11 protein-coding genes are annotated in these 14,450 nt (G+C 70.0%); 4 read left to right on the top strand and 7 right to left on the bottom strand.

From position 1 onward, the window contains the following. Positions 1-33: 33 nt before the first annotated feature. On the bottom strand, positions 34-726 hold the full coding sequence (locus RM423_RS15955; protein ID WP_311424038.1) for an MBL fold metallo-hydrolase: 693 nt from the start codon (positions 724-726) through the stop codon (positions 34-36). Positions 727-896: 170 nt separating this feature from the next. Between RM423_RS15955 and RM423_RS15950 the strand changes: the two genes are divergently transcribed. Continuing rightward, complete coding sequence (locus RM423_RS15950; RefSeq protein WP_311424037.1) at positions 897-1,388, top strand: glutathione peroxidase; 492 nt, start codon at positions 897-899, stop codon at positions 1,386-1,388. A gap of 97 nt (positions 1,389-1,485) precedes the next feature. Here the strand turns inward: RM423_RS15950 and RM423_RS15945 are convergent, their stop codons facing one another. From RM423_RS15945 to RM423_RS15935, 3 genes are all read right to left on the bottom strand, one after another. After that, a complete protein-coding gene (locus tag RM423_RS15945; RefSeq protein WP_311424036.1) occupies positions 1,486-2,916 on the bottom strand; it encodes a dihydrolipoamide acetyltransferase family protein in 1,431 nt (476 codons plus the stop codon). A gap of 27 nt (positions 2,917-2,943) precedes the next feature. Continuing rightward, positions 2,944-3,918, bottom strand: a complete 975-nt coding sequence (locus tag RM423_RS15940) for an alpha-ketoacid dehydrogenase subunit beta (RefSeq protein WP_311424035.1) — start codon at positions 3,916-3,918, stop codon at positions 2,944-2,946. A gap of 136 nt (positions 3,919-4,054) precedes the next feature. Further along, the gene (locus tag RM423_RS15935) at positions 4,055-5,176 is read right to left on the bottom strand and encodes a thiamine pyrophosphate-dependent dehydrogenase E1 component subunit alpha (RefSeq protein ID WP_311424034.1); all 1,122 of its coding nucleotides are present in this window, start codon (positions 5,174-5,176) and stop codon (positions 4,055-4,057) included. A gap of 264 nt (positions 5,177-5,440) precedes the next feature. Between RM423_RS15935 and RM423_RS15930 the strand changes: the two genes are divergently transcribed. Both RM423_RS15930 and RM423_RS15925 read left to right on the top strand, forming a co-directional pair. Further along, positions 5,441-5,815, top strand: coding sequence for a hypothetical protein (locus tag RM423_RS15930; RefSeq protein ID WP_396327745.1), 375 nt, complete (start codon positions 5,441-5,443; stop codon positions 5,813-5,815). A gap of 121 nt (positions 5,816-5,936) precedes the next feature. Continuing rightward, positions 5,937-6,365, top strand: coding sequence for a CBS domain-containing protein (locus RM423_RS15925; protein WP_311424032.1), 429 nt, complete (start codon positions 5,937-5,939; stop codon positions 6,363-6,365). 30 nt (positions 6,366-6,395) lie between these two features. On the opposite strand, the gene RM423_RS15920 is transcribed toward RM423_RS15925, so the two are convergent. Beyond that, positions 6,396-6,749, bottom strand: a complete 354-nt coding sequence (locus tag RM423_RS15920; RefSeq protein WP_311424031.1) for a DUF4333 domain-containing protein — start codon at positions 6,747-6,749, stop codon at positions 6,396-6,398. A gap of 236 nt (positions 6,750-6,985) precedes the next feature. On the opposite strand from RM423_RS15920, the gene RM423_RS15915 reads away from it, so the two are divergent. After that, entirely contained in the window at positions 6,986-7,408 is a 423-nt protein-coding gene (locus tag RM423_RS15915) for a DUF5313 family protein (protein ID WP_311424030.1), read from the top strand. Between the two features lie 45 nt (positions 7,409-7,453). Here RM423_RS15915 and RM423_RS15910 read toward each other — a convergent pair whose 3' ends face one another. Further along, entirely contained in the window at positions 7,454-9,499 is a 2,046-nt protein-coding gene (locus RM423_RS15910) for a HelD family protein (RefSeq protein ID WP_311424029.1), read from the bottom strand. A 101-nt stretch (positions 9,500-9,600) separates the two neighbouring features. Further along, on the bottom strand, positions 9,601-14,172 hold the full coding sequence (locus RM423_RS15905; protein ID WP_311424028.1) for a beta strand repeat-containing protein: 4,572 nt from the start codon (positions 14,170-14,172) through the stop codon (positions 9,601-9,603). Between the last annotated feature and the right edge of the window lie 278 nt (positions 14,173-14,450).

Below are 14,450 nucleotides of genomic sequence, written 5' to 3'. Positions count from 1 at the left end.
CACTCGTCTCCGCGGCGCACTGGCCGCGGGGGCTCAGCCGAACGGGTCGGTGGCCGCGCGCAGGACCTGGTGGGCGGAGCCGATGACCGGCTGGCCGTGGCCGAAGCAGGCGACGTCGACGTCCAGGGCCACGAGGCGTTCCAGCGACCGCCAGGCTTGGTGGCGATCGGTGTTGAAGGGTCCGAGCACCACGCCGCCCTGGTGCTCGGCGATGGTGTCCCCGGTGAGCAGCACTCCGGCCTCCGGGAGGTGTAGGGCGATGCTGCCCGGGGTGTGGCCCGGCACCGAGAGCACGACAGCCCCGCTGCCCAGTTGCAGGACGTCCTGATCCGTGACCTCCTGATCGACGGGACAGGGTGGCGCCGGGCGCAGGTCCGCGGCGACAACGGCGTGCCACTGCTGCTCCGCGGGCGTGAACGCGGGCGGTGGACCGTCCTCGCCTCGCACGAACGGTGCGTCGGCGGCTCCCGCGATGACCGGGACGCCCGCCCACTCCGCCAGGTCGGCAGCCGAGCCTGCGTGGTCGTCGTGGAAGTGAGTGAGAACGATGCGCCGTAGCTCCTCGCGCGGCAGCCCGAGGTCTTCCAGCGCGGCTCTGATCGCGGGTCCGCTGCCGGGCGGCCCGGTGTCGACGAGCGTTGTGCCGCCCTTGTCGTGCCACACGTAGGCGTTGCTGATGCCCAGCGGGAGCAGGTGTAGGCCGGGGATCACTTCGATGATGTCCACGTCCAGACGCTAGAACCTCCGGGCGCCGTTTCCTCGCAATTTCGCTCAGCGGTGATCGGCCGCGCTGGGTTGTGAGGTCGGCGCCATCCCGAACAGCTTGGTTTCGGCGCTCGCGGCCTGCCGTCCGGACAGGCCGGCGGCATCGGCGCACCCCACCCTAAGCTGGACCCATGTCGATTCACGAGGTAGCTATCGCTCCACTGAGCGGCGATTCAGACGCCACCATCGCGCCGCGTCCCAACATGGCGACGCTGGTCGTGAACGTGGCGTCCAAGTGCGGGCTCACCCCGCAGTACGAGGGCCTGGAGCGACTGCAGGAACAATTCGGCAGCCGTGGCTTCACCGTGCTCGGAATTCCCTGCAACCAGTTCGCCGGCCAGGAGCCAGGCACGGATGCCGAGATCGCCGAGTTCTGCTCGACCACGTACGGGGTCAGCTTCCCGCTCACACAGAAGGTGGACGTCAACGGACCCCAGCGGCACCCCCTCTACGCCGAGTTGGTCGACGTGCCGGACGCCGAGGGCTACACCGGCGACATCCGCTGGAACTTCGAGAAGTTCCTGATCGCGCCGTCGGGCGAGGTGGTGGCCCGCTTCGATCCACGCACCGAGCCCGAGGACGAGCGCGTGGTCAGCGCGATCGAATCGAACCTGCCCGGCTGATCTTCTCGACCCTCAAGGCTCAGCAGAATCGGCCAGCAGCACAAGGGCCGTCGAGCCGCAGTAGCGGTCCGACGGCCCCTGATCGCGCAGCTCGTTGCTAGAGCAGGGCAAGCCCCGGGTCCCGCAGCACGGCCGCGACGTCCGCGAGGAACTCCGAGCCCTGCTGGCCGTCCACCGAGCGGTGGTCGAAGGACACCGCCAGCTGGGTGATCCAACGCGGTTCGATCCGCTCGTCGTCCCCGGTACCGACAACCCAGGGCTGCCGGCGGATCGCGCCGAAGGCCAGGATCGCGGCCTCTCCGGGGTTGAGGATGGGCGTACCGGTGTCGATACCGAACACGCCGACGTTGGTGATCGTGAAGGTTCCGCCACTCATGTCCGCGGGCGCGGTCTTGCCCGAACGCGCCGTCTCGGTGAGGTCGGTGAGCGCACCGGCCAGCTCCAGCAGCGACAGCGCGCCCGAGTTCTTGATGTTCGGGACGATCAGGCCCCGTTCGGTGGCCGCCGCGATGCCGAGGTTGACGTGATGCTTGATCACGATCTCGCCGGCCGCCTCGTCCCAGGTGGAGTTGATGATCGGCGTCCGCTCGGCCGCCCACAACACCGCCCGCGCCACGAACAGCAGCGGTGACACCTTGACGCCCTTGAATTCAGCACGGGCCTCGATGCGCTTGCGCAGCTCCATCATCTCGGACACGTCGACGGTGATGAACTCGGTGACGTGCGGGGCGGTGAAGGCCGAGGCCACCATCGCCGCGGCGGTGTGCTTGCGCACCCCCTTGATCGGGATGCGCGTCTCCGCCCCCCGCGCGGGCACCGCCGTCGCTGCCGGTGGCATCGAGATCGCCTGCTGCACGTCCTCCCGCGAGATGGTGCCGTTCGGTCCGGTGGCGATCACCGTGCTGAGATCGACGCCCAGGCTCTTCGCCAGCTTGCGAACCGGCGGCTTCGCCAGCACCGTCCGGTCCGGGTTGACGACCGCGACGGCCGCGGTGGTGCCCGGGGTGACGTCGAACGCCGGGTTGGCGCTCGGCGCCGGCAATGCGGCGGACGGCTGTGACCGCTTGCGGCGCCGCGCCCGCTCGCCGGAGACGCCGTACCCGACCAGCACCGCCTGCCGCTCGACGGCCGGCGCGGACGGGCCGCTGCTGTCCGTGCCATCGGGGGACACGCCGCCATCGGCCGGCGGGGTCGGAATCATGTCCTCCGCGCCGCCGCCGACCAGGGGCTGCGTCGGGCCGCTGCCGTTCACCGGCTGGGCCGCGTCCGACGGCAGCTCGCCCGCGCCCACCCGGATGGTGATGATCGGCTGCCCGACGTCGACGGTGGTGCCCTCGGCGAAGTGCAGCTCGTGCACCACGCCGGCGAAGGGCGACGGCAGCTCGACGGCGGCCTTGGCGGTCTCGACCTCGACAAGCACCTGGTTCACCACGACGGGGTCGCCGACCCTGACTTCCCAGCGCAGGATGTCGGCCTCGGTCAATCCCTCGCCGACATCGGGGAGTTTGAATTGCTTCAGTTCAGCCACGGGTAGATGTCTCCTGGATTCCGGCGCTCAGTACACGAAGGTGCGGTCGACCGCGTCGAGGATGCGGTCGACGTCTGGCAACCACTCCTCTTCGATCCGACTCGCCGGGTACGGAGTGTCGAAGCCACCGACCCGCAGGATCGGCGCCTCCAGGGAGTAGAAGGCCCGCTCCTGCACCCGGGCGGCGATCTCCGCGCCCATGCCCAGATTGACCGACGCCTCGTGCACGATCACCAGCCGGCCGGTCTTTCGGACCGATTCCACGACGGTGTCGGTGTCGATCGGTGACAGCGAACGCAGATCCACTACCTCCAGCTCGCGGCCGTCCTCGGCGGCGGCCTTCGCGGCGTCCAGCGCCGTCGCCACCATCGGTCCGTACGCGACCAAAGTGGCGTCCTTGCCCGGACGGACGACGTGCGCCTTGTGCAGGAGGGCCGGCGTTCCGGCGGTGTCCACCTCGCCCTTGGCCCAGTAGCGGCGTTTCGGTTCGAAGAACACCACCGGGTCGTCGCTCTGGATGGACTGGCGCAGCATCCAGTACGCGTCCGAGGGATTGGAGCAGGTGACGACCTTCAGGCCGGCGGTGTGGGCGAAGTAGGCCTCGGGTGACTCGGAGTGGTGCTCCACTGCGCCGATGCCGCCGCCGTAGGGAATCCGGATGGTGATGGGCATCTTGACCATGCCCAGCGAGCGGTTGTGGAACTTCGCCAGCTGGCTGACGATCTGGTCGAACGCCGGGTAGACGAAGCCGTCGAACTGGATCTCACAGACCGGGCGGTAGCCACGGATGGCCAGGCCGACCGCGGACCCGATGATGCCCGACTCGCCGAGCGGTGCGTCGATCACGCGGTCCTCGCCGAAGTCCTTCTGCAGGCCGTCGGTGATCCGGAAGACGCCGCCGAGCTTGCCGACGTCCAGGCCCATCACGAGAACCTTGGGGTCGTGCTCCAGGCGGTCACGCAGCGCCGTATTCAGCGCGTTCGCCATGCTCAAAGTGGTCATTTCCGGTCTCCGCTCTTCGCGCAAGCGCTCATCGCTACCTTCGCTCCGCTCCTCGCTCGCTGACGCTCACTGCGATGCTCACTCGGCGCTACTTTCGCTCCGCTCCTCGCTCGCTGACGCTCACTGCGATGCTCACTCATTTATGGCCTGACCCTTCGAAGGAGTTCAGGTAGTCGGCGTAGTCGGCACGTTGCTCGGCAAGCTCGTCGGTCTGCTCGGCGTACACGTGGTCGAAGGGGGACAGCGGACTCGGATCCGGCAGCGTCCGGCAGGCCTCACGGATGCGTTCGGCCAGCGCCTCGGACTCCGCCTCGAGCTCGTCGAAGAAGTCCTGACCGACGGCCGCCTCACGGACGAGGTAGGCGCGAACCCGCTCCAGTGGATCCCGCAGCCGCCAGGTCTCGAGCTCGTCGGTGAGCCGGTAGCGGGTCGGGTCATCCGACGTGGTGTGCGCACCCATCCGGTAGGTGTAGGCCTCGATCAGCGTCGGCCCCTGTCCGGAGCGGGCGTCGTCCAGGGCCATCCTGCTCACGGCAAGGCAGGCCAGGACGTCATTGCCGTCGATGCGGACGCCGGGGAAGCCGAATCCTGAGGCCCGCTGGTACAGCGGAACCCGGCTCTGGCGCTCCACCGCCTCAGAGATCGCCCACTGGTTGTTCTGGCAGTAGAAGACAACGGGCAGATTCGCCGCGGCCGCCCAGATGAACGCCTCGTTGACGTCACCCTGGCTGGACGCGCCGTCGCCGAAGAAGGCCAGGACCGCGGTGTCGCGGTCGGCCTCGCCGGTGCCGACGGCCCCGTCGCGGGTGACGCCCATCGCGTAGCCGACCGCGTGCAGCGTCTGCGCGCCGAGCACGATCGTGTACAGGTTGAAGTTGTTGTCGTTGGGATTCCAGCCGCCGAGGCTGACACCGCGGAACATGCCGAGCAAGGTCAGCGGGTCGACATCACGGCACCAGGCCACACCGTGCTCGCGGTAGGTGGGAAACGCCATGTCCTGGGTGCGCATCGCGCGACCCGGGCCGACCTGGGCCGCTTCCTGGCCGAGGCAGGAGGCCCACAGACCGAGTTCACCCTGACGCTGCAACGCGGTCGCCTCGCCGTCGAACCGGCGCACCAGCACCAGGTCCCGGTACAGCGACTTGATCTCGTCGTCGGTGATCGTCAACGGATAGTCCGGGTGCTCGACCCGGATGCCCTCGGGAGTCAGCAGCTGGATCAGGTCCGGCTCCGGAAGGACTTCATGGTGCAGCGACATCTACGCTCCTCGCGTTCTGAGCACCGCCACGGGATCGCCGCTGGGTGCTGCTTTGCTCTGCCAAGGCAATGTGCGGCGACCGGCGACTCAGGGGTGTCGAGCACCCGAAGCCATTGCTTGCCCACATAGTCGCACGAAGCCGGGCCTGCTGTGGCGCACGCCATGTACTCATCGGTAACACCGAGGATTTCCAGCATGACTCCGCGGCTGCCGCAGCGACTTGCCGGCACCATCCGGCCTGGTGGCCCGCCGTACTGTGAGGCGATGGACGAGAACAGAGCCCGCCGGGTGGTGGACGCGCTGCGCGACCGGGGGATGGACGCCCAGCTTGCGCACGCCGGCGTGTATCGGTTCGGAGTGCGGGTTGCCCTGGGCGACGGGCGGGAGGCCGAGTGGGACACCGACGGCACAGCGGGCCTCGAGGCGCAGGTGATGCGTAACGGCGTGTTGGTCGGTTTCGTACCGCAGATCGAAGGCTCCGAGGACTTCAGCGAGGCCCAGGTCGTCGACGCCATCACACGGACGGACTACGACCAGCCGATCGCCCGGCAGCGTGCCACGCCGCCCCCGCCCGCCGCGCCGCTACCCCGCCAGGGCGGGGTGTTCCGGCGCTTTCTGGACGGCTTCCGCTACCGCTGACCCGCAGTCGCCTTTCGCGGCTGACCGCAGTCCCCTTTCGCGGCGCCTCCGCAGTGACTAGCGTTCCACTCCCGGGTGCAGGTACAGGCCGGGACGAGCAGGGCCGGGTCCGGGAGGTCGCATGATCATCGCCGACATACTGCGAAGCAAGGGAGCCGCGGTGCTGACCATCGCGCCGGAGGCCTCGGCAGCCGAACTCGCCGCGGTGCTGGCCGAGAACCGGATCGGCGCCGTCGTGGTGGTGGAGCATGACCGTCCGATCGGCATCGTCTCCGAGCGGGACGTCGTGCGGGGGCTGAACAGCGAGGGCGCGGGGGTGCTCGACGCCTCCGTGGCCGACCTGATGACGACCGAGCTCTTCACGTGCGAGCCGGCCGACTCGGTGGACCGGATCAGCGTCGCCATGACCGAACGGCGAATCCGGCACGTCCCGGTGCTGGACGGCGGCGAGCTGGCCGGCATCGTGAGTATCGGCGACGTGGTAGCCGCCCGGATCCGGGACCTTGAGACGGCCCGGGGACAGCTGGAGAGCTACATCACCCAAGGCTGAGGCGCGGGCTGTTTCGCCCCTGTCCGGGTGTCACACCGGCTCGAGGGTGAAGCGGCCGTCCGCAGTCTCGAAGTACACGACGACCGCGTAGTCCGATCCGCTGATCACGCCATGGCAGACGGTGACCACTCCCTGGCCGACCTTGGGGGTCCGAGGGCAGGTCATTTCCGCGACGTCGCCGCCGTCCTGGCGGACGCGGGCGGTGACGGCAGCGGACAGATCACTGCCGGCGAGGGCGGCTCCGGCGGCTGACCGGGGCAGCTGACCGGTCAGCGGCACGCTGGCGCCGCTGCCACCCCCGGGGCCGACGAAGATCACCCACGCAGCGACCGCGAGGACACCGACCAGCGCGAGTGCCGACAGCACGAAGCTGGCGATGGCCAACCCTCGTCCACTGCCTCCGGCGGACGGGGCGCCGCCGGTAGCGGGTACCAGGCCTGAGCGGCGGGGCGAGGCGGACCGAAGCTCTCGTTCATGGTGGCGGTTCCTGATCAGTGGACGGTAGGGCGCCGAATCGTTTCACATCCGCCTTACCTTCGCAGGCCGATGGTCGCATCCGCCGGTGCTACGAGCCGTAACCTGGTTACCGAAGAAGACGCCAGCCGACCAGGGGAGGTGTCATGACAGAACCGACTGTTCGCCGCCGGCCGAGCCCGTGGCAGTGGCTCAGGTACTCCTTCGGCGCCCGGCTTCCGGCGGAACTGCGCGCCTGGGTGCTGCACGACACCACCTCGCGCACCTGGTGGCTGCGACACGTCCTGCGCTCGCTGCTGCAGATGTCACCGCTGATCGCCGCCGTCCTGATCTTCATTCCGGGACCGTTCTGGATCAGGGGTATGAGTGCCCTGGGCGGCGGGCTGATGGGACTCATCTACGCGATCGGCTACATGACCGAGACGACCGAGCACCGGCTGTACAAGGCCGGGTACGCGTTGGGGACCGGCGAGGCGATCCGCGAGGAACGGTCCCGGCGCGAGCGCACCCAGGCCACCGCCCTCCGCCGGGAGAAGATCGCGGCCCGGGCCGCCCGCCGCAGCCGTTAGCGGATAACCGTTAGCCGTTAGCCGTTAGCCGTTAGCGGATAACCGTTAGCCGATGAGGCCGGCTGGTTCGCGGTGCTCCATCGGCTCGGTCAGCTCCTCGGGCAGCGGCTGCTGATGGACCACCGCCAGCCGCGAGACCGCCCTCGTCCACGCCACGTACAGCCGGCGCAGCCCGCCGACCCGAGTCGGTTCCGCGGCCACGATCTCCGCGGGCTCGACCAGCACCACCGAGTCGTACTCCAGGCCCTTGGCGGCCGTGGCCGGCACCACCGTCACCCGGTGGCCCAGCTCCTCGGCCAGGGTGGCCGCCTCGATCCCGGCTGAGGCCAGTTCACCGAGCACGGCGTCCGCCCGGGCGTCCGGCACGATGACGGCAATGGATCCCGCCACGGCGAGGCACCGGCGGACGGCCGTTGCCACATCCGTGGAGTACGTCAGCGCGTCCCCGCCGGCACGCACGGACGAGGCCGGCGGAACATTCGGGGCGATGTGCGCTAGCAGCCGGTTCGCCACCTCCAGCACCTCACCCGGCACCCGGTAGCCGATGGTCAGCGGACGGACGACGGCGTGCGGCTGGCCCAGGTGCGTCAACGTGACCGGCCAGGAGCCCGCGGCCCAGGGCGCGGTTGCCTGCGCCACGTCGCCGAGCACGGTGATCGAGCCCAGCGGGCAGCGCCTGGCGACCGCCCGGCACTGCATCGGGGACAGATCCTGCGCCTCGTCCACCACCACGTGCACGTAGGCGTCATTGCTGCTGAGAAGCCCCGTCAGCTCATCGACCAGTACCTGATCCGCCGCCGAGAACTTCGCCAGCCGCGGCGTGCGGGGCGGGGCACCGGTCCAGGCGAGCAGCGCCAGCTCCTCGTCGGTGAGCGAGGTGCCCGTGCAGCGCCGGGCGAAGGCCGGATCGGTGTACAGCCGCACCAGCACCGCCCGGGGGTCGAGCGCAGGCCAGACGCTGTCCACGAACTCCCGCACCTGCTGGGACCTGGCGACCTTGCGGGTCTCGCTGTCCGACGGGGCGCCGCCCACGTCCTCGCGTTGCCGCCGGACGTCCTGGGCGAGCAGGTTCCGCAGCCGCTCGCGCGCCGAATCCCAGCGCAGCTCACCGGCCGCCAGTGAACGTCGCGCGTCGTCGACATAGCGCCGTACCCGCTCCACCGGAATCCGGTAGCGCCGCGTCCCCACGATGGGGACCACGTCGTCCACCGGCTTGGCGATATAGCTGAACACGGCCCGGCGCAGCAGGTCGGCCATCCGGGCATCGCCTTTGAGCACCGCCACCTCGACCGGCTCCTGCCGGGTTGCCGGCACGTGCGCGACGAGCTGGTCCACGGTCGTCTGCTGGATGCCGTTCTCGCCGAGGGCCGGCAGCACCTGGGCGATGTAGCGCAGGAACGCCGAGTTCGGACCGACCACCAGCACGCCGGAACGACGCAGCCGCTCCGGATAGCTGTAGAGCAGGTACGCCGCCCGGTGCAGGCCGACCGCCGTCTTGCCGGTGCCGGGCGCGCCCTGGATGCACAGCGAGGTGTCGAGATCCGCCCGCACCAGCTCGTCCTGGTCAGGCTGGATCGTCGCGACGATGTCGCGCATCGGGCCGACCCGGGGACGCTCGATCTCTTCGCGCAGCAGGTCCGAGGCCAGCCCCAGCTCCTCACCGGCGTCCAGCCGCTCGTCCTCGAAGGACGTCAGCCGGCCGTCCGCGAAGCCGAACCGTCGGCGTAAGCGCACACCCTGCCGGTCCACCGTCGACGCGCGGTAGAACGGCCGGGCGATGGGAGCGCGCCAGTCCACCACCATCGGGTCACCGGAGTCGTCGCGGATATGCCGGCGGCCGATGTGAAAGACCTCGCCGGACGGGTGCTCGGCCTCGGCCTCGCGATCGGTGCGCCCGAAGAACGGTGGCGCCGAGGCATCGGCAGCGAGGTGCTGGATGCGCGCGGCACGCATCCTGCCGAGCCCCTCACTGGCAAGGGCATCGACGCCGTAGTCGGCGATACGCTCGGCCGCGTCCCGCATCTCGTCGAGGCAGGCGAGGGACTGTAGTAGGTGGGCTTGTTCGGTCGCCAGAATCGAATCGGCAGTCACGATTTGTCAACGCTAGTCGACCGCGCAACCGATTTATCGGGCTTACCGAAGACGGCCCGTACGCACAGCAGCGGCGTTTCGTTGGTTATCGCCGCGGTGCGCTACAGCGCGCCGCCGCGATGGCGACGGCGGCTGAGGAACAGCAGCGAGAAGCCGGTGAGCATCAGCAGCGCGGCATAGCCGGCCGTGCTACGGGGGTCGGTGTCCGGGCCGGTGTTTGCGAGGCCGCCTGCACCACCGCCGCCGCTGATCGGCGTGCCGCTGATCGGCGTGCCACCGCCACTGAGGCCGATCGGCTCGGCCGGCGAGGCGGCCACCAGGAGCACCGGCGGCGGCGACGGGAGCACCGGCGGCGGCGCGATGGTGAGCTCGAAGGCCTGCGTTGCGTCCGGGTCCACGCCGTTGGACGCGGTGAGGGTGATCGGGTACGTATTGAGCGCCGAGGCCGTCGCGGTGCCGGACAGCGTCGCGGTGCCGTCGGCGTTCGGCGTGAACGTGATGCCCTCGGGCAACGGCCCCGTCGCGCTCAGCGTGGTCGGCGCCGGAACGCCGGCCCTCGTGGTGACGGTGAAGGTATCGGCCAGTCCTGCCGGAAAGGTGGCCTTGGGCTGGCTGGTGATCGTCGGCGGCGCGTTCACGGTGAGGGTGAACGACTGGCTGATGTCCGACGTGGACGCGGCCGCACGCTGGACGCTCCTGGCCGCACGCGCGTTCTGGGCCTGCGGGAGCACGTTCTTCGATGCCGTGATGGTCAGCGGGTACACCCCGCCGGCCATCGCGGTGCCGGACAGCGTCGCCGTGCCGTCCGGGTGCGCCACGAAGGTCACGCCGTCGGGCAGGTTCCCGCTGGCCGACAACCGCGGCGGGGCCGGGTAATCACCTGAGGTGGTGAAAGTGAACGACCCGTGCGTACCAGCGGTGAACGTCGTGTGATTCGCGCTCGTGACGACGGCCGATTCGGTGACCGTCAGCGTGAACGACTGGCTCGTTGCCGGCAGGCCGGCATTCTTCGCGCGGATGGTGAGGCTGTAGACGCCGCCCGTTCCGGTGGCCGGCGTGCCCGAGAGCGTCGCCGTACCGTTGCCCCGGCCGGCGAAGGTGACGCCGCGCGGAAGGCTTCCGGTCTCGCTCAGCGTCGTCGCCGCCGGCGTACCCGCGTTGGTGATCACCGTGAACGTGCCACTGGTGCCGACGGTGAACGTCGTGTGGTCGGCGCTGGTGATGCTCGGCGCCTCGTTGACGGTGACCGTGAAGCTCTGGGTCGCGTCCGGCGCCACCGTGTTACCGGCCCTCAGGCTGAAGTGGAACACCCCGCCGGCCGTCGGGGTGCCGCCCAGGATCGCGGTGCCGTCGCCCTGGTCGACGAGGGTGATGCCGGCCGGCAGCGCGGTCGGGTCGGTCACCGTGATGGTGACCGGCGTGGCCGGTACACCGCTGGACGTGGTGACGGTGAAGGCGGCCGCGGCACCGAGGGTGAACGTGACGTGGTTCGTGCTGGTGAACCGCGGCGGCTGGCGCACGGTGAGCGTGAAGGACTGGGTCGCGTCCGGGCCCACGCCGTTGGTGGCGGTGATGGCAAACGGGTAGCTGCCGCCGGTGTCGAGGGCCGGACTGCCCGAGAGCACTGCCGTGCCGTCGCCCTGGTCGGCGAACGTGACGCCGGTCGGCAGGGCGCCGGATTCGGTCAGCGTGATGTCACCGGGGCCGCTGGGCTTCCCGCCGGCGGTCCGCACCGTGAAGGAGCCGGCCTGGCCGACGGTGAAAGTCGCCGAGTCCGTGCTGGTGATCGTCGGCGGCTCGGTCACCGTGAGCGTGAAGCTCTGGGTCCGCGCCGACGTGCTGCCGCCGGTGGCGGAGGCGCTGATGGCGATCGGGTAGCTGCCGCCCGTACCGGCCGCCGGAGTTCCCGACAGGGTCGCGCCGCCACTGCCGTTCGCGGTGAAGGTGATGCCGCCGGGCAGGGTGCCGGACTCGGTGACGGTGGTCGCGACCGGGAAGCCGGCACTGGTCGTCACGGCGAAGCTGGAGGCGGCGCCCACCGTGAAGGTCGCGGAGTCGGCGCTGGTGATGGTCGGGGACTCGTCGACGTTCAGGGTGAAGGCCTGGCTGTCGGACGGGCTGAACCCATTGTCGGCCAGCACCGTGAAGGGATAGCTGCCGCCCGCGCCCACCGGCGGGGTACCGGTCAGCGTCGCCGTACCGTCGCCCCGGTCGGTGAAGGTCAGCCAGCTCGGCATAGTGCCGCTGGTGGTCAGCGTCGGGTCCGGGAAGCCAGCGGTGGTGACCGTGAAGCTGCCGGCGGTGCCGACCTCGAAGGTGGTGGTGTTGGAGCTGCTGACGGTCGGCGCGGAGCCGACGGTCAGGGTGGCCGCGGTGGTGGTCGCCGAGCTCACCACGTTGGTGAAGACGGCCCGGTACCTCTTGCCGCTGTCGGCTCCGGCCGTGGTAAGGGTGTAGCCGGTACTCGTCGCGCCGGCGATGTTGCTGAAGCTGGCGCCGCCGTCGGTGGAGCGCTGCCACTGGACCGTCGGCGTCGGGTACCCGCTAGCGGCGGCGCTGAACGTCACCGAGGCTCCGGGGTTCACCGTCTGGCTGGACGGGTTGGCCGTGACGGCCGGTGCCTGCTGGACGGTGATGGTGAGGGTCTGGGTGGCGTCCGGGTTGACCCGGTTGGTGGCCGACAGCGTCACAGAGTAGGTGCCGCCCGTTCCGGCCGCCGGGGTGCCCGAGATGGTAGCGGTGCCACCGGACCCGGCCGCGAAACTCAGGCCGGACGGTAGGGTGCCGCCGGTCCGGCTGACGGTCGCGGTCGGTGATCCCGACGTGGTGACCGTAAAGCTAGCCACGGAGCCCGCCGTGAAGGTGGCTGACGGGGGGCTGGTGAAGGCCGGTGGCTGGTCCACGCTGACGGTCAGGGTCTGGGTGGCGTCCGGGTTGACCCCGTTGGCGGCGGTGACCGACAGCGGGTAGGTGCCGCCGCTACCGGCCGCCGGGGTGCCGCTCAGGGTGGCCGTGCCGTCGCCGTTGTCGACGAAGGTGAGGCCGTTCGGCAGCGTGCCGGATTGTGTGATGCTTGCCGTCGGGTAACCGGTGGTGGTGACGGTGAACGAGCCGGTCTGGCCGATGTCGAAGGCCGCGGTGTTGCCGCTGGTGATCGCCGGCGCCTGGTTCACGGTGATCGCCGCGGTGACGGTGGCGTTGTCGAAGGTGGCCAGCACGTGGCCCGGGCCGCTGCCGGTGTGGGAGTTGTAGGTGGTGCTCGACTGGCCGGAGCTGACCGCGGTCGCCGCGGAGCTCACCGTCGCGTCGCCCGGCTGCGGGTCCTGCCACTGAATCGGCTGGCCGGCGAACGCGGTGAGCTGCGCGCCGCCCACCGTCGCGCCGAGGGAGTCGGTTGTGAACCCGGCGGTGATCGTGGAGGTGGCATTCGGGCCGACGATCGTGGCGGGCGAGGCGCTGGCCGTCAGGACGAGGCGGGGCACGACGGTCGCGCCGCCCGACACCGTGTCACAGCCGGTCGTGTCCGGACCGGTGTTGCAGCCCCACCAGTTGCTGGCCGCGTCGACCGTGCTGGCGTTGGCGGCCAGTGCCGATCCGGTGCTGGCGACGTTCTGGGTGAACCGGTTGTAGTGCAGGCCGGCGGTGGCGTTGTTCAGCTGGATGGCGCCACCGGTCTGGGCGTTGCCTCCGCTGACCGTGTTTCCGGTGAAGGTCGAGCCACTGACGTTCAGGGTGCCGCTGCCCGCGAGGATGGCACCGCCGGTCGCGCCGCCGGTGCTCGAGGTGATCGAGTTGTTCACGAAGCGCGAGTCGGTGACGTCGTAGCTGGTGCCGCCGACGGCCGTCTTGACGTAGAGCGCGCCGCCGTTGTTCTGCGCCGTTCCGGCGGTGTTGGTTCCGTAGTTGCCGCTGAACGTGGTGTTGCTGATGGTGAGGTGCTCACCCGCGGCGGAACCCTGGGCTCCGTAGGCCACGCCGGTGCCCGGGCTGGAGTTCGAGGTGTTGTTGCTGATCGTGGAGTTGGTGATGGTCAGCGAGCCGCCGGCGAACTGCACGCCGCCGCCGAACTTGTTGGTGGCCGCGGGTGATCCCACGGACGAGGCGTTGTCGGTGACCGTGACGGCATTGAGGGTGAGCGTGTCACCAGTGGTCGCGCTGGCCGAGCCACCGATGATGCCGCCGCCGCCGAACGAGCTGTCACTTCCACCGGTGATCGTCAGGCCGGAGATGTCGGCCGTCACCCCGCCCACCACGTTGGCGTCGAGGTCGAAGACCCGGCTGGCTCTGCCGGCGTTCACCACCGTGGCGCCCGCGCCTGCCCCGGTGATGGTGATGGTGGCATTGCCGTTGGAACCTGGCTGCAGCTCGCCGCTGGTGAGGTTGTAGGTGCCGGCCGGCACGTTGATCGTGATGGCGTTGCCCGTGCTCAGGCTGATGTTGTCGGCGAGGCAGGTTGCCTCACGCAGGCTCAGTGGTGACGGCGGCGTGGTGGCGTTGCTGCCACACGCCGCCGAACCGGCGGCGATGTCGGCGGTGGTGGAGACCATCAGTGTCGTACTGGCCGCGAAGGCGGCCGAGGGCTGCACTATCACGGCTCCCGCGAGCGTCAGGGCAACGGCCAGTCCGGCTTGGGCGAGCCGCCTGCGTGCGGGGGAAGCGGGGGTGTGCCGCATGAGCCGTCCTTCGGGTCCACAGCCGATGCCGGGCGCGGATCAGTATCTGCGGGTGCCGCGGAATCCCGTGGCGTGAGATGCAGGTCAAACCTGATGCAAACCCTAGCGACGGATCACGGAATAGCCAACAGACTGGGCAATCGCCCTTTAACCCCAATACCGTTCAGTTAAGCTTACAGCGGTGTAGTTTGGTGGTATGCCTCGTGCTGGGTGGGTGAAGCCGGAGTCGGATCGTCGGTTGTCGGATTTGGTGTCGGTGGGGGTGTTGACCCGGGTGT

The organism is Jatrophihabitans lederbergiae, from assembly GCF_031845305.1.
Taxonomy (GTDB): Bacteria; Actinomycetota; Actinomycetes; order Mycobacteriales; family Jatrophihabitantaceae; genus Jatrophihabitans_A; species Jatrophihabitans_A lederbergiae.
This window is presented reverse-complemented; position numbering and strand designations above follow the sequence as displayed.